We start from the raw sequence: 19,565 nt of genomic DNA on the forward strand, positions 1-19,565 counted from the left end.
AAAGCGGCTATACATTGCGTAGCCCAGCCTTAGAAGGTTTCTTTTTAATATCAGCTAAGATCAAAATTAGAACCCATTGTTTCTGGTTTTTCTTCAATCGCGGCATTTGCAATCAGCACCTGACCGAAGGCAAGACCGCCGTCCCCGGACGGAAGTTTCTGCGGGTAAAGGATCTCTACCCCGATCTCTCCCGCCAAGAACAGTAGAATCTCGGTCAACAGCTTATTCTGGAAAACACCGCCTGCAATCGGCAGTTTTTTGTTTTCAAGACCAATAAGCATCGCCGTTTCTAGCATCTGACACGCTAAAGAATAGTGAAATCTAAGCGCAGCTTCCCCAGGGTTTTTCTGAAGCAGCACATCGTTGGAGATCTCTTTTAAGAGGCTCCCCACTTTTACGTGAAGAACACCGGGCTGCGGTTCACCTGAAATCTCCAGACAGGCTGGATATAAAGCAGGATATAAGCCCAGATAAAAACTTCCATCTGTCCTGCCGGCCATTACGTTATATTGCTCAATAAGTCTCAAGCGTCCCTCTGTACTTGTCTGACCGGATTTCTCGTATTGATCCCAAAGAGCTGCCAACGCCTTAACCCTCATTGAAGCCTGCTGCGTTATTCTTTGGAATTCGTTCAGGTTTTTCTGAATGTCCTTGTTCCCGCTGTCCTGCAAGCTAGAAGTTTGTACGTTCCCTTCGCTACAGTCCTCCAACCACTTCTCGGCTACACTCTCCAATTCGATCGCTGCTTGTCCCTCGTATGTCACTTCTGTACAAACCCCCAGTATACCGCTAACCGCGTCAAAGAGGCGTCCGGCGCTGGAAGTTTCAAACAGCTGAAATCCGCTTCGAAGCTGGCCATCCAGGATATTCTTTTCCTGAGAAGATAATTTGGCCCAAAGCGGTTCCGTCCGCTGCCATTCTTCTTGTGTCATAAGTTTCTTCAAGTAAGCATAGGCAATCCTGAGCGGATATTTAGCTCCGGCATCGCCGCCGGGCAAGGGCAGATATTCAAGGTGTGCTTTGCGCTTATAGCCTTCCTGATTTCCGAAAAGATACTCAAAGCCCCAAATCCTGCCGTCCTCACCATAACCTGTTCCGTCGCAAATCAGGCCGAGCATCGGATCATCTATCCCATGTTCAGCTATCACGCTGACGAGATGGGCATGATGGTGCTGAACGCGAAATTTCGGGCAATCCATCGACCGGGCAATCCGGGTCGTCGAATATTCCGGATGCATATCATAAGCAGTTTTTTGCGGAGCAATGTTAGTTACCTTCTGAAAGGAGTATAACTCCTGTTCAAAACGTTCCAAATTTTCATATCCATGCATATCTCCAATATACTGGCTCATGAAAGTCATCTTTCCGGAAGCAAGGCAGAAAGCATTTTTCATTTCTCCGCCCAGACCGACAATCGGTGTTTTGATCTCCTGTTTCAAAAATAGCGGCAGCGGCACATAGCCCCTGGCCCTACGGATAAAGGTCATTTGATCCCCGATCATCTGCATGACTGAGTCATCACACGGATGATAAATATCCCTGTTGTTTAGAAGAAAATAATCTGCAATTCCGCTTAGTCCTGCCAACGCTTCCTGATTATCATATATTAAAGGCTGTCCACTCAGGTTTGCGCTGGTCATCACGAGATAATCATAGGTCCCCTGAAAGAGCAGATGATGAACCGGTGTATACGGCAGCATGATGCCAAGTGATTGAAGGCCGGGTGCTGTTTCCGGAGAAATCCGGCTATTTTCATTCTTCTTGCGCGGCAGCAGGACAATCGGTGCAGAGGGACCGGCAAGCGTCGATTTTTCGAGCTCCGTCATGGTCACCTCTTGGAGGGCGGTTTCAATATTCCTAACCATGACAGCAAATGGTTTTGCGCCGCGCTCTTTGACCCGGCGCAATCTGCTGACCGCCTCATCATTGCAGGCATCACAGACGAGATGAAAGCCGCCAAGACCTTTGACGGCCAGGATCGCACCTTCCTGCAGCAAGTCAATACCGATCCCATGACCGCTAATTTCATTGCCTGTATGATCCAGCAGTTTAAGGGCAGGCCCGCAAACCGCACAAGCAGTCGGCTGAGCATGAAACCGCCTGTCCAGCGGATCCTGATATTCCTGATGGCATTCCGGGCACATCTGAAAACCCGCCATGGTCGTTTTCTTGCGGTCATAAGGCCGATCCTTAATGATCGTATAGCGCGGACCGCAATTGGTACAATTGATAAACGGATAGAGGTAGCGCCGATCCTTACTGTGAAGCATCTCTTGCAAGCAGTCCCTGCATACTGCAACATCCGGAGAGATCAAAACATCCTTGTCTTCGGACTCCCTGCTTTCTGTGATCGTGAACTCCCGGTAATGCTGAACCGGGATCTCTGTTATCTCCAGCGATACAATCACAGCCAAAGCCGGCTGGCCTGTTCTGATTCTGCGAATAAAATCCTCTACCCGTTCCCCTTCAGCCTGAATCTCGACTCCGCCGCTGAAATTGTTTACCCAGCCTTTAATGTCCAGTTCCCGGGCAAGTTTAAAAATAAACGGCCTGAAGCCGACACCCTGAACAATGCCGTTGATCAGAATCCTTACAGCTCTTTTCACGTTTTTACCACTCTTCTGTTTGTAATATCATCCTTATTTTTCATGTGATTAATATGAGAGACATTCTACATGTTCCGGTAATTAATGATAACTTACATCGGGCTTTTCTCTAATAGTTATTTGGGAAGATATCCGGTATCGACCAGATGATTGATCAGCTCGTCGGGATCAACATCGGACTTGATAAAACCATTTGCTTTAAGAAATTCAGCCGATTCTTTGAGTTTTTCAATATCCTGGCTGTCAATCGGCATTGTAAAATCAAATTTCGGATATAAAGCAGTTACCGCTTTAAGCTCCATTCCATTGGTGTCAGCCGTCATTCGCAAAGCTTCATCCTGATTTTCCTGTATCCAGTCCAATATCTGCTGATGGATTTCCAGAAAACGCTTTGTTGTTTCAGGGTATTTCTGGATAAACTCTGTTCGCGCGGCAATCACAGCCTGACCGGGGATAAGGCCTTCAGCATTCCGGATCAGGGTGATTTTTTGGGAAGCAATCCCTTTGGTCAGCAGAGGATCGGGGATGACCGCGGCATCCACTTGTTTTTGCAGCAGCGCGTTTAAGGCGTCGGTTGAGGCCATGTTGATCATCTGGACATCATTCGCAGATAACCCTGCCTCGGCTAGCGCTTTGATCAGCATTTCATGCAGCATCGTCCCCTGCTGCAATGCAACCTTTTTCCCCTTCAGATCCGCTACGGATGCAATTCCGCCATTTTTGGCTGCAACCAGGCCAATTCCCTTCGGAAACTTGGAATAGCTCGCCAGAATCTTGATATCGTTGCCGTTTGCATTCGAGATGATAGCCGAAACATAATTCAGTGATGTGGCAAAATCAATCGATTTGGCAGCAAGGGCTTCAGTGGTTGCCGGCCCTTCCAATTCGTTCCACTTCACCTGGATTCCATCCTTTGCAAACTCTTTTTCAAAAATCTGCTTTTCAAGGGCGACGATCGCCGGGGCATTCAAAGGCTTCGTCGAATACGATATATTAATAATTTTTGGTTTTTCCTGCTGTTTGGCCGTATTCGGCTGACAGCCTGTCACCGAAATCAGCAGCAATAATGATAATAATACAGCGAAAGAAACTTTAAGATACTTCTTCATGAATAACCCTCCTCGTAATCCTCGTAATACTTATCGAAAACATTTGATTCGCTTAGCGAATGGCCTCTAGTATATATTTCCTCATGTTGATAAATTCTAATCCCTCAGGATTTCTTGGATAAGCAAAAGGTACTTCCAAGACCTCTTTGATCGTACCGGGAGACGGCGACATAATCATGATTTTCTGGCTGACGGTCAGTGCTTCTTCGATATCATGGGTGACAAAGATAACGGTTTTTTCGGTTTTATGCCAAAGATCAATGATTTCTTCCTGCATTCTGGTCCTGGTCTGGGCATCAAGGGCCGAAAAAGGCTCATCCATCAAGAATACTTTCGGTCTAAAAGTGAGCGCTCGCGCCAAAGAGACCCTTTGGGCCATTCCTCCGGACAGTTCGTGAGGATACGCTTTGCTAAACTGTGTTAACCCTACCAACTGAAGCGAGCTGGCCACAATTTTCTCAACTTCGTCTTGTTTCTCTACTCCTTGGATACCCAGCGCGGTATTTTTTTCAACGGTCAGCCACGGAAAGAGCCGCGGTTCCTGAAATACGACGGCACGCCCATAACCGGGCCCGTCAATGTTTTCTCCATCAATCAGCACTTCTCCGCTGCTCGGCGGTTCCAAGCCGGCAATAATCCGGAGCAGCGTAGTTTTGCCGCACCCGCTGGCTCCGACAATACTGACAAATTCTGATTGGTTGCACCGGAAATTGACTTCTTTCAGGGCTTCAATACTTCCCCAGTCGCTGTGGAAAACCTTACCGACATCATGGACTTCGACTAAAAGCTTATTCATTTGCGCTCACCTGCTTGATACATCTTTTTCCACGGCATTAGCTTATTTTCAATTTTTCTGAGGAAAAGGTCGATAAGCATCCCGGCAGTTCCGATGGTGACTATCGCAACAAAAATTTTATCGTATTGGGCTAATTGTCTGCCTTCAATGATCAGATAGCCTATTCCCGAAGATGCTCCCAGCATTTCCGCTCCGACCAGTGCCCGCCAGCAATTGCTTAACCCCAGCCTCAGGCCCACAAAAATCGACATGGCTGCCGAAGGGATATACACCTTTTTAATCATTTCCCATGGAGAAAGCATATAGGCATGGCCAACTTCGATCAGCTTCGGATCAACACTGGTAACGCCCTGCACCGTATTCAAGAAAACCGGGAAAAATGAGGCATACACAATGACGGCTACTTTGGAAGCTTCATCAATCCCGAGCAGAAGCATAAAAATCGGGATCCAAGCAATTGGCGGAATCTGCTGCAAAAAATGCAGCGTAGGATTCACCCAATGTCTGAACCCTCTGGCTTTCCCTACCAGAATACCCATCGGAACTGCAAAAACAACCGTCAAAAAGAACCCGTACACCAATCTCCGTAAACTTGCCAGCAGATGTTCTTCCCAAATCCCGGTTGTAAGCATATGCAGAAATGTTTTTAATATCTCACTTGGCGGAGGCAAGATGTAGGTATTAACCAGACTGCTGCGTGCCGCTAATTCCCAAACTACAATCACAGCTAATGGGAAAACCGCCCCTCTGAGTATATTCAGGAGCTTTGTCCGGTTATGTGTATCCGACTGCCCATCAAACCCTTTTTTCGTTTTTCCCTGATTAATTTGCATCAAACGGTGTACCTGTCCTTAGTCTAAATTAAAGCTGCATTGTTTCCTTGGAAAATTAATATTACAGCATTCCCGAAAAAAAAGAAAGAGCCTACAACTTTAACTGTTAGGCTCTTTCGATTGTACCCTACTTGCAGAGATATTCGTTAAACTTGCCGCGCTGCGTATAATGCGTGTGCAGCAGTTCATGCGATTTATGGCCATTGGGTTCTTTCAGAAACTCGGCATACAGTTTCATGACATCTTCATTCTCATGAGATTTTCTAAGCTGCTTGCCTTCATCTTCCTTATAAATAGCCTGGAGACGTTTCTGACGAATCTCCGGTGTGGTCGGTCTGGGCTGGCCGCCGCCGCTGATGCAGCCGCCGGGGCATCCCATCACTTCGATAAAGTGATAGGGGGATTCACCTTTGGCAATTTGGTCCAGAAGGATCTTCGCTCCTGCCAGACCACTGGTTACAGCAACTTTTACCGTAACTCCGTCGAGGAACTTATAAACTTCAACAGGATTCTCGATGATCACATCCGCCGTCTTAATCTGTTCCAGGCCAACGATCGGAGTAACATGGAGCTTATCAAACGGCAGTTCCCGTCCCGTAACCACTTCGTAAACCGTACGCAGGGCAGCTTCCATAACACCGCCGGTAACGCCGAAGATATCGGCAGCACCGGAGGAAAGACCCAGCGGATTGTCAAATTTGCTGTCTTCGAGGTTTATAAAATCAATGCCGGCTTCCTTAATCATCTTGGCAAGTTCTCTGGTCGTCAGTACGGCATCGACATTCTGTACGCCATTGTTCTGCATTTCCGGTCTGGAAATTTCGAACTTCTTGGCCGTACAGGGCATGATCGATACAACATACATGTCCTTCGGATCCACTTCAATCTTGTCGGCATAATAGGACTTCGCCAGCGCCCCAAGCATGGTATGCGGAGATTTACAGGTCGAGAGATGGTCAAGTTCTTCCGGATAAGCATGCTCAACATATTTGATCCAGCCCGGGCTACAGCTTGTAATCATCGGCAGGGTAGCCTGGCCGCCGGTCAGCGCATTTTTCACCCTGGTCAAGAATTCGGTGCCTTCTTCCATAATGGTCAGGTCAGCCGTAAAGTTGGTGTCGAACACATCGTCGAAGCCGAGTTCTCTCAAAGCAGAAGCGAGTTTGCCGGTAACGAGTGTCCCGGGTTCCAGCCCGAACTCTTCGCCGATTGCAGCCCTAATCGCAGGGGCAACCTGAACAACAACGCGTTTATTGGGATCATTGATCGCCTGCCAGACATCCTGAATCGCATCGGTTTCCTTCAGCGCGCCTACAGGACAAACCACCGTACACTGTCCGCAGTAAGCACAGTTTACGGAATTAATCGGCAGATCCATAGCCGGACCGACAACCGTCTTAAATCCGCGGTTTTGTGCATTCAGAATACCAACCTGCTGAATTTCGTTGCAGACAGTGATACATCTGCGGCAAAGAATGCATTTGGACATATCCCGGGTAATAGAAGGGGATTTGTCGATGCAGCCGGCTGAACGTTTTCCTTCGAAACGGGCTTCACTGACGCCGAGCATATTACCCATTTCCTGCAGCTCGCAGCTTTGATTGCGTTCGCAGTTCAGACAGTCTTTCGGATGGTCGGACAGAATCAGTTCATAAAGGACTTTCCGGGCCTTACGGACTTTTTCGGTGTTGGTTTTGACAACCATTCCTTCTCTGACCGTAACCATGCAGGAAGGCTGAAGGCTCTTGGCGCCTTCGACTTCAACAACGCACAGTCTGCAGGAACCAAACTTATGAACGCCTTCCAAATAGCACAAGTTAGGAATATGAATATTGTTCTGTTTCGCGGCTTCCAGGATAGTCGCGCCCTCCAAAGCGGAAACACTTTTGTTATTAATTCTTAAATTTACCATGCCTTTACCCTACCTCCTGTCACAGCGTAAACAGCGCATAGATTCTGCAATTGCATTGAGCTTGTGGTACCCTTGAGCCACCTCGCAGAAGCAGTCTTTTCTCTTTTCAGGGTCAAGAACTTCCATTGGGAATCTGGCATGCTCAACGAGTTCGTCCTGATCTGCCGGCGCAGGTATTTCGATCTTTTCGCCTTTATTCAGTACGCCTTTGCCACCCAGGTAGAGGTCAATGGAAGATGCAGCTTTCTTACCGTCTGCAATTGCCGTGATTGCGACATCGGAACCTCTGGCAACGTCACCGCCGGCAAATACGCCATCCATCGTGGTCATCAAGGTGTCTTTATCCGTAATAAAAGTTCCCCACTCTGTTAATTCAACATCATCCATTCCGACAAACGGCAGATCCGAAGACTGGCTGACCGCCGGGATGACCATATCGACCTTCAGGGTGAAAGTGGATCCTTCTTCAATTTTTGGTTTTCTTCTGCCGGCAGAATCAAAGCCGCTCACCTTCATTCTGACGCATTCAATTGCTTCAATTTTGTCTTTGCCAATAAAACGGGTCGGGGCAACCAGCGGAATAATCTCAATGCCTTCTTCAATCATATCGCAGATTTCTCTGGCATCAGCAGGCATATCTTGGATAGTTCTTCTATACAAAACATTGACTTTCTTAGCGCCTAACCTTAAAGCCGTTCTAGCTGCATCAATCGCAGTATTGCCGCCGCCGATAATCGCCACGGTTTCACCGATCTTCACATCCTGTCCGAGGTTCACATTGCGCAGGAAATTCAAGCCGTGAACAACCCCTTCGAGGTCTTCGCCCGGGATATTGATCTTGTTGGACAGCTGGGTTCCTGTTGCAATATAAATGGAATGATGTTTTTTGCGCAGCCCGGCGAAGCTGACGTCATTGCCTACTTCGGTATTCAGATGGATCTTGACGCCGACTTGCTCAATCAGTTTGATTTCATGCTTGAGCACGTCTTTGGGCAGCCTGTATTCCGGAATACCAAATGCAAGTAGGCCTCCGGCCACAGGTGCTGCTTCATAAACATCGACCTCATAGCCAAGTCTTGCCAGGTAATAGCCGCAAGTCAAGCCTGAAGGACCTGCGCCAATAATGCCGACGCTCTTGCCGTTTTTCGGAAAGACAATGTCTTTCGTGGATTCTTCCTCATGCTTGAACGCATAATCCGCCACGAACCGTTTCAGATCGGAAATCGAGATCGCTTCGTCCAGCTGCGCCCTGCGGCATTTGCTTTCGCACGGGTGCGTGCAAATTCTTCCGCAAATAGCCGGAAACGGATTTTCCTGTCTGATAAGGTTGTAAGCATCGATATATCTTCCTGCCGAGATCAAGCCCATATAACCGGGTACATTGACGCTTGCCGGGCAGGCATTCTCACACGGCGAAAGGAATAAATCCGAACATACGCCGGCGCGGCAGTATTTGTTCTTGATATGCTCTTCGTATTCGTCACGGAAATACCGGATGGTGCTTAAGACCGGATTGGGAGCCGTCTGACCCAAACCGCACATTGCGGTTTCTTTGATCTGAGCGCCGAGCTCTTCGAGAAGTTCGATATCGCCTTCCTGGCCTTCTCCCTTGGTAATGCGTTCCAGGATCTCGAGCATTCTCTTCGTTCCCACACGGCACGGAACGCATTTTCCGCAGGACTCATCCTGGATGAAATCCATGAAATACCTGGCGGTATCGACCATACAGGTATCCTCATTCATGACGACCAGTCCGCCGGATCCCATAATGGCACCGATTTTGCTGATATTTTCATAATCCATCGGCGTATTCAGATATTCCTTCGTTATACAGCCGCCGGAAGGGCCTCCGGCCTGGGCAGCCTTGAAGTTTTTACCTCCGGGAATGCCCCCACCAATATTGAACAAAATATTGCCAAGGCTCATGCCCATCGGGACTTCGACGATACCGGTATTGACGATATCTCCGGCCAGTGCGAAGACCTTGGTGCCTTTGCTCTTTTCAGTGCCAAACTGCGAATACCAGTGCGAACCCTTCAGAATGATCGGAGGAATGCATGCTAAGGTTTCTACGTTGTTGATAATGGTCGGTTTGCCAAACAAGCCGCGTTCGAACGGGAACGGTGGTTTTTGTTTGGGTTCCCCGCGTTTGCCTTCGATCGAAGCCATCAAAGATGTTTCTTCACCGCAGACAAAAGCGCCTGCGCCAATCCGGATTTCCAGGTTAAACTCAAAATCCGAACCAAACAGTTTCGCTCCGAGCAGGCCGCACTCGCGGGCTTCTTCAATCGCGGCACCCAGACGTTCAACGGCAATCGGATACTCCGCCCGGATATAGACATAGCCCATGCTTGCACCAATCGCATAACCACCGAGCATCATCCCTTCAATGACACTGTGCGGGTCACCTTCGATGACGCTTCTGTCCATGAACGCACCGGGGTCTCCTTCGTCAGCATTGCAGACCATGAATTTCTGATCGCTCGTTGATTTCATTCCAGCTTCCCATTTGATGCCTGTAGGGAACCCTGCACCGCCGCGGCCTCTGATGCCGGACTTTTTAACTTCATCGACAACATCCTGCTGCTTCATGCCCCCCACAGCTTTGGCAATCGCATAATAGCCGTCTTTGGCAATATAAGCGTCAATCGAAGCGTATTCGATCTGACCGCAGTTTCTGAGCGCAATTTTGACCTGGTCTTTGAAGAAATCAATATCCTTAATATTGGGAACGTGTTTGCCAAGCGTCTGATCGTAGAATGTATACTTTTCCAGCACCGTACCGTTGATAATGTGAGATTTTACGATCTCGGCCATTTTTTCGGGATTAACATCCGTATAAAAAGTTTCATCAGGTAGAATAAGAAGGACAGGACCGACCGCACAAGTCCCCATACAGCCTGTTTCACTAACTGCAACCTTGTCCTGAAGCTCGTATTCTTCCAGATATTTCACAAGCGCAGCGGATACTTCACCGCAGTTGGAGGATACACAACCTGCGCCTCCGCATACAAGGATTTGATAATGATACTTTGACAGTTTTTCACTGTATTCCTTTTTAATTTGATCCAAATCAGCAACACTATTGACTTTCATGCGCTTTATTTCACCTCCAGCCCTACCCTAATTTCTATATTTATTCAGGATACTATCAAGCTTATCCGGGTTAACCTGCTTATACACGACATCGTCAATCATCATGGCTGGAGCCAGTCCGCAGGCACCGATACAACGGGCTACCTCAAAAGTGAAGAGCCTGTCTTTCGTTGTTCCGCCAACTTCTATGTCCAGGATCTGTTCCAGACGATCGATAATTTTCTTGCCGCCCCTTACGTAGCAAGCCGTACCAAGGCAAACACGGATAATGTGCTTTCCTCTGGGCTGGGTCGAAAAGAAAGAGTAAAAAGTAACAACACCCGATACCTCCGACAAAGGCTTGTTCAAACTTTCTGCAATAAATCTCTGGATTTCCAGAGGCAAATATCCATAAATATTCTGCGCCATATGAAGAACTTGAATCAGGCTTCCTTCTCTATTCTTGTATTTTTCGATCACTTCAGCAATCATGTCCAATTTTTGTTGGTCGGTTTCTTCGCTACAGCAACATTGACAATTTTCAACTTTGTTGCTCATTTTTTACCTCCTTAGGTAACTTTTTGTGTTCAAATTCACAACCAGTGTCCAAAAAAAAGAATCCCTCCCTACATTTTAAAGAAAACTTGGTTGGCGTCGAGCCTTTGGCAGTCTAGATATATCAAAATATACGTATAACTTTTAATATATCCATTCAAATTTGTTCCAAGTACTAACGATCACAAACTAAAGAATAAAAAATATCGCCCCCTTATAGAAACTTATCTATGGTATTAACACACTGTGCTAACCATCCAAAGGAATCGTTCAAGGTCTCATACCTTTCACGCACGGATCATCAAAATGGGCAAAAAGAAATATCCCAAAGCCGGTCCGGTACAGAGTAAAAAGTATACAGCGATAACACGAATATATCAAAAACAACCTCAATATTTACTTCGAAATCCTAAATATTCACCAGAATGAATATAGAATATCTCTTGAAAAATTATAGCACCCGCCAGATTTCACCGCAACACAAAGATGCGCGAAGAAATCTATAAGCATTCATACCAGAACTTGAAAACATCTATTTATATTACTCCCTATTTGGTATGCGTGCCACAAATCCAGCATCAAGCCTATTCCACAATATGGCCGTTTCCATAAACAATATATTTGATCGTCGTCAGTTCCGGCAAAGCCATCGGACCACGGGCATGCAGCTTTTGCGTGCTAATGCCAATTTCAGCACCAAAGCCGAACCTTCCGCCATCGGTAAAACGCGTTGAAGTATTGACATAAACCGCGGCCGCATCAATTTCATTTAAAAAACGCTGAGAGGCCGTGTAGTTTTCGGTAATGATCGTCTCAGAATGCTTCGTGCTATACGTATAAATATGATCCAGCGCTTCGTCAATACTGTTGACGACCTTAACGCTGATGATCAAATCAAGGTACTCCGTCGACCAATCTTCTTCCGTTGCCGGAACAGCATAATCCAAAATCTTTCTGACTCTTTCACAGCCGCGTATCTCAACACCGTACGCTTTAAACTTTCTTCCAATCATCGGCAGGTACTCTTCCGCCACCGCCTCATGAACGAGCAAGGTTTCCAGCGCATTGCAGACGCCGGGTTTCTGAGTTTTGGCGTTAAAGACTACCGATACTGCCTTTTCATAATCAGCATCGAGATCAACATAAGCATGACAGACCCCTGTACCCGTCTCAATCACCGGAACGGTGGAATTTTCAACCACTGTGTGAATCAGTCCTGCCCCGCCCCGCGGAATGATCACATCGATATATTTATTCATGCGCATCAGCTGCAGGGCATACTCTCTATCCGTCTTCGGTATAAGCTGAATCGCACCTTCCGGAATTCCACTCTGTTCAGCGGCTTCAGCGATCACCCTGGCCAGTACTTTATTGCTTTCAATCGCTTCCGAGCCTCCGCGTAAGATGCAGGCATTGCCGGATTTTAAACACAGCGCCGCTGCGTCCACCGTCACATTTGGCCGGGCTTCATAAATCATCGCCACGACACCGAGCGGAACCATCGTCTTCTGAATAACCAGACCGTTCGGCCTTTTCCACAGTTCTCCGCCGCCGACAGGGTCGGGCAGCCCGACCACTTCCTTGATCGCATTGCTGATATCTGAAATCCCGGCGCTGCTAAGACGAAGACGGTTGATCAAGCTTTTTTTAAGTCCTTTTTTCTCTGCTGCCGCAACATCCAGCACATTGGCTTCCAGAATTGCATCCTCGTTATCAAGAAGCGCCTGGGCCATTGCGAGTAAGGCTTTATTCTTTGTTTCCGTGCCGGTGAAAGCCAGCTTGCGTGCCGCATTTTTGGCCCGCTGGCCAATCATGATAAGGTCTTCAGCAAAATCCATGATTCAACAACCTCCTGTCAATCTCCCGTACATTCTATTCGATATCTCTTTTATTCAATATCTCATATCTTTCATTACATTGCTATCCAAGATTACTTCCTTTACCGATGCCCAATGAATCATTTGACTTTCTTGATCAGTATTCCTGCGTAATCGTCAGGTTATCCCTGTGAACCAGTTCCTCTGCTTTAATTTCCGGGATCAGCCTGCGTATCTCCTCAGAGTGGAATCCTTTGACCTTTTCAGTTTCTTCACTGCTGAATTCTGTAATACCACGGGCAATTTCTTCTCCGCGGTTATTCACTATTTTAATCAGATCTTTGCGCTCCCAAAATCCTTCGATCCCGGTTACTCCGGAAGCGAGCAGGCTCTTGCCGTCATGAAGCAGGGCCTTTTCGGCACCAGCGTCAATGATAACCGTGCCCATCGATAACGCTGCATAAGCCATCCAGCGTTTTTTTCCATTAAGCTTATGCTTCAACGGCGGGAAATAGGTCCCTAACGGATAGTTCCCTTCGGCAATGTCTTTGATCTGGGCAATTCTTGACGCATTCATCAGAAAGGTCGGCGTCCCGAACCGGGTTGCCATTTCAGCAGCCTTTAATTTGGTGACCATGCCTCCGGTCCCAACCGCAGACCCTGTGCCGTCGGCCAGATTTTTTGCCTCTGCCACATTCTCTACTTTCGGAATCAGTACAGCCTCCCGGTTATACACTGGATTGGCTGTAAACAAACCGTCGACATCTGTCAGCAGGACCAGCAAATCTGCATTGACCATTCCTGCCACCAGCGCGGATAACCTGTCATTATCCCCGAAGCATAATTCTTCGAAGACCACGGTATCGTTTTCATTGATGATCGGAACAACTCCGAAGTTCAGCAGCTTTTCCAAGGTATTCTTGGCATTCTGGTAATGTTCAGCTTCAACCAAGTCGATCCGGGAAAGAAGGATCTGGGCACAGCTCATCCCATATTTGTCAAAGTAGTACGAATACCTTTCGATCAATATTCCCTGCCCGACAGCCGCTGTGGCCTGCTTGCCGACAATATCCTTTGGACGTTCCTTCAGCTTCATCTTGGCCATCCCGGCAGCAACAGCGCCGGAGGTAACCAGGATGCAATCTGTCCCCTGCTTTCTCAGCTCAGCAATGACCCCGGCCAGTTGATCGATGACCGTTTCATCAATGCCGCCTTCCGCAAGGCTTAAGCTGTTACTGCCTATTTTTAAAACCGCCCTTTTCAGGGTATTCATTCAAACATACTCTCCTTCCATCTCTTCAGCCCGTTTGGCACAGGCCTCCATAGCCTGATAGACGATATCTGCCAGCCCGGCTTGCCGGAAGCTCTCCAGCGCCGCGTAGGTCGTTCCGTTCGGCGATGTAACAGCTTCTCTTAATTCCAGCGAAGTTTTTCCGCTCTCCGCAAGCATTTTCCCTGCACCGACCATGGTTTCTGCGGCCAGAAATTCAGCTTCGTCTCTCGTCAGGCCAAGCTTTTCACCGGCCAGCGCCATCAGTTCCGTTAAGAAATAGAAATAGGCCGGGCCACTGCCGCTGACGGCAGTCAGCGCATTCATTTTACTGTCGTCAATCCACAGGAATTTTCCCAAAACAGCAAAGATAGCCTCAGCCGTTTTTGCCTGTCCGTCCGTGACACAGCGTCCTCTGGCCAACCCGGATACAGCCTGCAGAACCGCACTGGACGTGTTGGGCATGACCCTTACCACGGCAATGCCCGGAAGCGCCTGCTCGTAAACAGACAGCCCTATTCCTGCCACTACCGTAATAATAAGTTTTCCTGTAAGATTGAACTGAGCAAGCTGGTCAAGAAGACCTTTGATATCTTTAGGCTTTACCGCCAGAAATATAACATCTGATCCCTGAATGGTTTCGGCGAAAGAGGCATACGCAACACCATACGTTTTGGCCAGGAGTTCCGCTTTCTCCTGAAATACGTCATAGGCCATAATCCGGAAGTCCGTATCCTGCCGGGATAACCCCTTGATCACGGAAGATGCCAGATTGCCTGTTCCGATAAATCCGATTGTCTGCATGTTAATACACCCCATCTTATTCATCATTTTTGCAATCATATTTTGCAAACTATTTTTGATCATTTTGTAGACTGATTCGTAAATTAAATAATCGCTCGCATCCATGCTCCTCTTGACGCTAGCCATCCATTACGATGACTAAATTTGTGGTGTTAGCGGAATCTACGAATCCGTCTACGAGTAAATATTAATTGTTCAGCGAAAAAACTTGCTGCAGAAAAAATAAATACTTCTCTGTCCATCTAAGGACGAAAGAAGTATATCTTCCGCGGTACCACCTTAATTGCGAATACGCCGCTTCAAGCTCAGATAACGGTGAGACAGCCGTAGGATTATTCATTCTCACTTCACAACTGGGTTTCTGTTAACTATCAAGAGAACTTCCAGCTTTGTACAAACGTGTACATCGTTCCCCTCTCTGTATGACCCGTTAACATACTGGGTTGATCATCAGTTTTAATTTTCCAATTGTAATTTATTCTAGCACAAAAAATATCCGGAAACAACCTGAATATTCGATGACGAATGTCCCAAAAGGCTGGCTGAATGTTTGAAAGTCTGATAAACTTCAGGACTGGTATTCGGATAAAACGAGCTGATTTAGAATAAACCAGCTACCCCGGCTGCCAGCACGAACGCGGCAAATATCATTCTGTAGATCGCAAAAATCCGCATCGGTTTTCTTTGTAAATACGAAATGAATTTCTGGATAACGATGACTGCAACCAGGAAGGATACAATGAAGCCGACAGCCAAAGACAAGATTTCCTGCGAAGTGAGAATAGCCAGACCGCCAATTTTAACAACCTTCAGCAGGCTCATCCCAATCATCACCGGAATCGCCAGGAAGAACGAAAATTCCGTGGCGGCCACCGTCGGCAGCCCGGCTACCCACCCGCCGATAATCGTCGATGCTGAACGGGACATCCCCGGAATAACCGCCAAACATTGAAATAATCCGATCAGAACCGCCTGTCTTGGGGAAACATTCAAGTCCCGTCCGACCGGTGCATTTTTTCTAAGCCTATTCTCGGCGTAGATCATCAAGATTGCGCCGAGGAAAAGTGTTATCGCCACAGGAATCGGGGAAAACAGGTATTTTTCCGCGGTATCGTCAAATAAAATTCCAATCGTAGCACCTGGAATACACGCCAGCACAATCATCAGCCAGAATTTTAATCCGGATTCCTGATAGCCGACTCTTGACGGGAAGAAATCCACCAGCGTCTGTTTGATCTTCTTCCAATAGAGTACAATGACCGCCAAAATCGCTCCAAGCTGGATCACATAGGTATACATCTCTACATAATGCGGATTGGTCGCCTGAAACCCGATGAGATTTTGAAAAATAATTAAATGGCCCGTCGATGAGACCGGCAGGAACTCCGTGATCCCTTCTACGATGCCCAGAATGATGGATTGAATGATGAATTGAATTGTTGCCATACGGTCTCCTTATCTTTCATTTTGATCTATGTATTCCCTTTTTTCTTACCTGGTCTATTTTGGCACTTGTACAGGCTGTCTGTCAACCTTAGGTTATAAAACTCCTTTAACTCACCTTTCACAGCTTCTGAAAGATCATGCCATCTAATTCCCTGTATTGCTCCTTCTAAAGCATATAACCTATTTATACATGCAGAGTCATCCATTTCTTTTATTCTCAGCCAAGCTTGCTTACTACCAGCTTCAAGCAATTGTTTAATTGTTCTTATGCCAACTTCATTTAATTGTTGTTCAACTGAAGTACCGATATTCAGTAGTGTTGTATAGAAATAATAGTGTATCCTTACTTACGAGTGAATTAGATACAAGACGGGGACGTTTTTACTTATTTAATTCGCTATTAAGGCTTGATTTCTTTAAATTCTTTAACTTTAATAAAGCTACTATATCTTTGGCTTTACTATATGACAATCTTACATAAAAATAATTTATAATTTCTGCGATACCAAAAAGATAAATAAATATCCCTATCAATGTTGAGAATTTTGTGAATACTACATCGTCATAAGCGAATCCCAAAATGATTATCACTGGATACAATAGAATAAGAATTAAATCAATAATTTTTAGAAGCCTATATGTTCTTCTGAATCCGTTTTTATTTACCTTTTTGCCTGTTATCATTTTCAAGCGATAAAACCAATAATAACTTCCTTGAAATAAAATAAATAATAATACACAGAAAGGGTACATAATAACCACATCTATATTCACGTTTGTATTATTCTTAACCGAAATAAGTGCAAGTATAAATGTAAGAGAAGCCACTATTTCTCCAATACATAAGCTAATTAATTCTTTTTTCACTTTTTTATAAGCTATAATAAATACCTCCCTTTATCCGATTTATTATTTCGACATATCTGAATCATTTCCTACTAATAATCATAAATATTGGTATATGGAAACAGCCGGAACACAATCAAAGGTGTTCCAGCTGTTATTTCGTTACGGTCCGGTAATGCCTATCCGGTGATGAAGCAAGCCAAAGCCGACTCCCGGATAAAGGTGTTGGCGATTCTACCACCTTTCATGGATGGCGTACGTCTCAACCTTCATATTCGTCTTGATAACAGGTGGCCACTCTTTAAGCCTTTCGACCATATTTTCTGCAAGCCGGCTCGCGTCTTTACTGCATTTTTCCTTCACCGCCGGATCAAGTCTGGCCAGTTGGCCAAGCGCTGTCAGCAGTTCGTAGAATGTATCGGCGATAGTTTTGCAGCAAGCGGCGCATTTTTCTTCATACTTCGTGGTAAAGGTTGAGGGGGCTGCAGTTGTTGGCCCACTTTTTGGTTTGTCGGTTTTTTTGACGGTTATATATTCTATTTTGATTTCCTGAGGATTATTTGGTATGGGCGTGACTTGAGCCTGCTCTTTCTCCGGAGTGGTTTGGTTCCGTTGTTTGAGAGCCTGATCCAGCTCCCGGGTGGTCATATCTTTAACATCATGCTGCAGGATAAATTTCTCCCGCTCGTCTTCCGGAATCCCCAGAAGAAGGAGGGCCTGATAGTAGGTTAAATTCGTCAGCGCTGACGAATTTAAGTTCCCCCCGTCATCGGCGGAAGCGAACAGTTTATCTCCATATTCTTCAAAGAGCTGCATTAGTCTGTTGGCTGTGCGCTGGGAATAGCTCACCGATTCGACCAGCCATGTTCCCCATTCTCCATGCGGAAGCAGGGCTTTGGCCTCCTTCAGGCGCCTGCCGACTTCAATGGCATTGGTAAGCATGATTTTACTAGTCTGTTGTTTGATCCTATTAATCTCAGCCGCGATGACAAGTGGCGTACGTTCAGTGATTGGTTCATTCATTTTGATTCCCGCCTTTTTGGTAGCTTTAATTACAGCATACGTAGACGGGCTTCAGATGGTGAAGGCTTGAGTATAAACCTATCAAAATCGCCTTCCAAAATTGGGGAGCTGGAGGTCACTTTTTTTGCTCCAGGACGGCGCGGCCCTTGCGATCAATTTCATTTAACGCTCATTTAACTTCTCTGGCAAATAAAGGTCTGGTAAATAAATTTACCTTGTCAAATTTTATATTCTATGGTATCATTAGGATTTATGAAAGGAGGTGTGCATTTGAGCAAGAAAGAAATTAATATAATTGAAGAAATTCTCGCTTCAGTTGGGCTTGAATCTTTAAAAGCTTCTGAGTCAAAGAATGTCCTCAAAAAAATCTCCTAAAAAGGGGCGTGATGAAAAATGATGCTAATTTCATATAGCCAAACCTTAAGTGAGTGAAAACGAGTTCCTGATTAAAAATTAAGGAGCTCGTTTTTTATTTTTATTATGTTTCTCTGAAAGGAAAGAGGAAGGTTAGTTTGAGATAATTAAGGCACATATGTCTATATTAGTTTTGCGCTGGCAGCTTCCGTAAATGATGGTAATTTGCACGGGCAAAAACCAAAATATTATGTATTATTCTACAATAGTTTCGGTATTTTTCCTGTTCCAACTAGTATTAATCTCATATCCTTGTGGAATATTAACTATACATTCATTTGAATACCCTACGGCAAGTACCCCAAGAACTTTGTTGCCTTTTGGAATTCTTAATGCATTTTTTATAGCCAGGGCTCTATTTATTGATAATTTGAGGGAATCCATTAAGCAACTACCGATTCCCAAGGCCTCTGCATATATGATCATCGTTGATAATAGATATTGAGCACTACTCTCAGTAACAGGAACCTTAGGATTCCCAATTAATAAGTACAATCCCTGTGTATTTTCTTTAACAACATGTTTATTAATATGTAAATCAAATTCCATTTTCTTTTTTATAGTCGGCAAAGAGTCTGAAAACAATTGAATAAAGCTGGTCAGGAATTTCATAGAAAAAAATATATTATATAATCGCAAAACAAATTTCAATGCTGATCTGTCAATTTTATTAATTAATTCAAGATCATCAATAATAATTATTTCAATATTCTTATTCTGATTAGGAGCATACTTTGCAACAGAAGCTATTTCCAATAAAACTTCTCTGGGTATTTTGCAATCTTTAAATTTTTTTATAGATCTCCTTCGTTTTAAAAATTCTTTTAAATCATCTGCAACAATTCTAAGAGGTTTCTCAATCTTTATCGGTTGTTTGCCATTCATCAATATTGCCTGATGAGGACAAATAGCAATACACTTTTGACATTGGTTACATATCATATAATCAATTTTAGGATTACCGTTCTCATTACTGATGCAATAACCTTTAAAACGATTGATACAAACAGTACAATGTTTACACTTCTCGAAATTGATTGAAATCATTTTATCCTCCAT

The 19,565-nt window shown here is 45.5% G+C and carries 15 protein-coding genes; all 15 read right to left on the reverse strand.

The features are described from left to right. Nucleotides 1-50 precede the first annotated feature (50 nt). The 15 genes from hypF to AAH944_RS08420 all read right to left on the reverse strand — a co-directional run bounded on the left by hypF (nt 51) and on the right by AAH944_RS08420 (nt 19,553). On the reverse strand, nt 51-2,606 hold the full coding sequence (hypF, locus tag AAH944_RS08350; protein WP_415534261.1) for a carbamoyltransferase HypF: 2,556 nt from the start codon (nt 2,604-2,606) through the stop codon (nt 51-53). Nucleotides 2,607-2,722: 116 nt separating this feature from the next. Beyond that, the gene (locus AAH944_RS08355) at nt 2,723-3,715 is read right to left on the reverse strand and encodes an ABC transporter substrate-binding protein (protein WP_415534263.1); all 993 of its coding nucleotides are present in this window, start codon (nt 3,713-3,715) and stop codon (nt 2,723-2,725) included. 52 nt (nt 3,716-3,767) lie between these two features. Further along, a complete protein-coding gene (locus AAH944_RS08360; protein WP_415534265.1) occupies nt 3,768-4,511 on the reverse strand; it encodes an ABC transporter ATP-binding protein in 744 nt (247 codons plus the stop codon). Further along, the gene (locus AAH944_RS08365; protein ID WP_415534267.1) at nt 4,508-5,344 is read right to left on the reverse strand and encodes an ABC transporter permease; all 837 of its coding nucleotides are present in this window, start codon (nt 5,342-5,344) and stop codon (nt 4,508-4,510) included. The genes AAH944_RS08360 and AAH944_RS08365 overlap by 4 nt, the downstream gene beginning before the upstream one ends. 127 nt (nt 5,345-5,471) lie before the next feature. Beyond that, entirely contained in the window at nt 5,472-7,256 is a 1,785-nt protein-coding gene (locus tag AAH944_RS08370; RefSeq protein ID WP_415534269.1) for an NADH-dependent [FeFe] hydrogenase, group A6, read from the reverse strand. A gap of 9 nt (nt 7,257-7,265) precedes the next feature. After that, nucleotides 7,266-10,352 (reverse strand): NADH-quinone oxidoreductase subunit NuoF, encoded by a 3,087-nt coding sequence (nuoF, locus tag AAH944_RS08375; RefSeq protein WP_415534271.1) that lies wholly within the window; start codon nt 10,350-10,352, stop codon nt 7,266-7,268. Nucleotides 10,353-10,379: 27 nt separating this feature from the next. Further along, entirely contained in the window at nt 10,380-10,889 is a 510-nt protein-coding gene (gene nuoE, locus AAH944_RS08380) for an NADH-quinone oxidoreductase subunit NuoE (protein ID WP_015042943.1), read from the reverse strand. A 581-nt stretch (nt 10,890-11,470) separates the two neighbouring features. Next, nucleotides 11,471-12,724, reverse strand: coding sequence for a glutamate-5-semialdehyde dehydrogenase (locus tag AAH944_RS08385; RefSeq protein WP_415534273.1), 1,254 nt, complete (start codon nt 12,722-12,724; stop codon nt 11,471-11,473). 136 nt (nt 12,725-12,860) lie between these two features. Then, nucleotides 12,861-13,976 (reverse strand): glutamate 5-kinase, encoded by a 1,116-nt coding sequence (proB, locus tag AAH944_RS08390; protein WP_415534275.1) that lies wholly within the window; start codon nt 13,974-13,976, stop codon nt 12,861-12,863. Then, on the reverse strand, nt 13,977-14,777 hold the full coding sequence (gene proC, locus AAH944_RS08395) for a pyrroline-5-carboxylate reductase (RefSeq protein ID WP_415534277.1): 801 nt from the start codon (nt 14,775-14,777) through the stop codon (nt 13,977-13,979). Nucleotides 14,778-15,377: 600 nt separating this feature from the next. Beyond that, nucleotides 15,378-16,223, reverse strand: a complete 846-nt coding sequence (locus AAH944_RS08400; RefSeq protein WP_415534279.1) for an undecaprenyl-diphosphate phosphatase — start codon at nt 16,221-16,223, stop codon at nt 15,378-15,380. A gap of 26 nt (nt 16,224-16,249) precedes the next feature. After that, nucleotides 16,250-16,564 carry a TfoX/Sxy family protein gene (locus tag AAH944_RS08405; protein ID WP_415537829.1) on the reverse strand — a complete coding sequence of 105 codons (315 nt, stop codon included), beginning with the start codon at nt 16,562-16,564 and terminating at the stop codon, nt 16,250-16,252. A gap of 40 nt (nt 16,565-16,604) precedes the next feature. Next, the gene (locus tag AAH944_RS08410; RefSeq protein ID WP_415534281.1) at nt 16,605-17,090 is read right to left on the reverse strand and encodes a hypothetical protein; all 486 of its coding nucleotides are present in this window, start codon (nt 17,088-17,090) and stop codon (nt 16,605-16,607) included. 213 nt (nt 17,091-17,303) lie between these two features. Continuing rightward, nucleotides 17,304-18,092: a DUF3102 domain-containing protein gene (locus AAH944_RS08415; protein ID WP_415534283.1), complete on the reverse strand. Its 789-nt coding sequence runs from the start codon at nt 18,090-18,092 to the stop codon at nt 17,304-17,306. A 609-nt stretch (nt 18,093-18,701) separates the two neighbouring features. Further along, nucleotides 18,702-19,553, reverse strand: coding sequence for a nitroreductase family protein (locus AAH944_RS08420; RefSeq protein WP_415534285.1), 852 nt, complete (start codon nt 19,551-19,553; stop codon nt 18,702-18,704). Nucleotides 19,554-19,565 lie beyond the last annotated feature (12 nt).

Origin of the sequence: Dehalobacter sp. CP, from assembly GCF_047652685.1 — a bacterium.
GTDB lineage: Bacteria > Bacillota > Desulfitobacteriia > Desulfitobacteriales > Syntrophobotulaceae > Dehalobacter.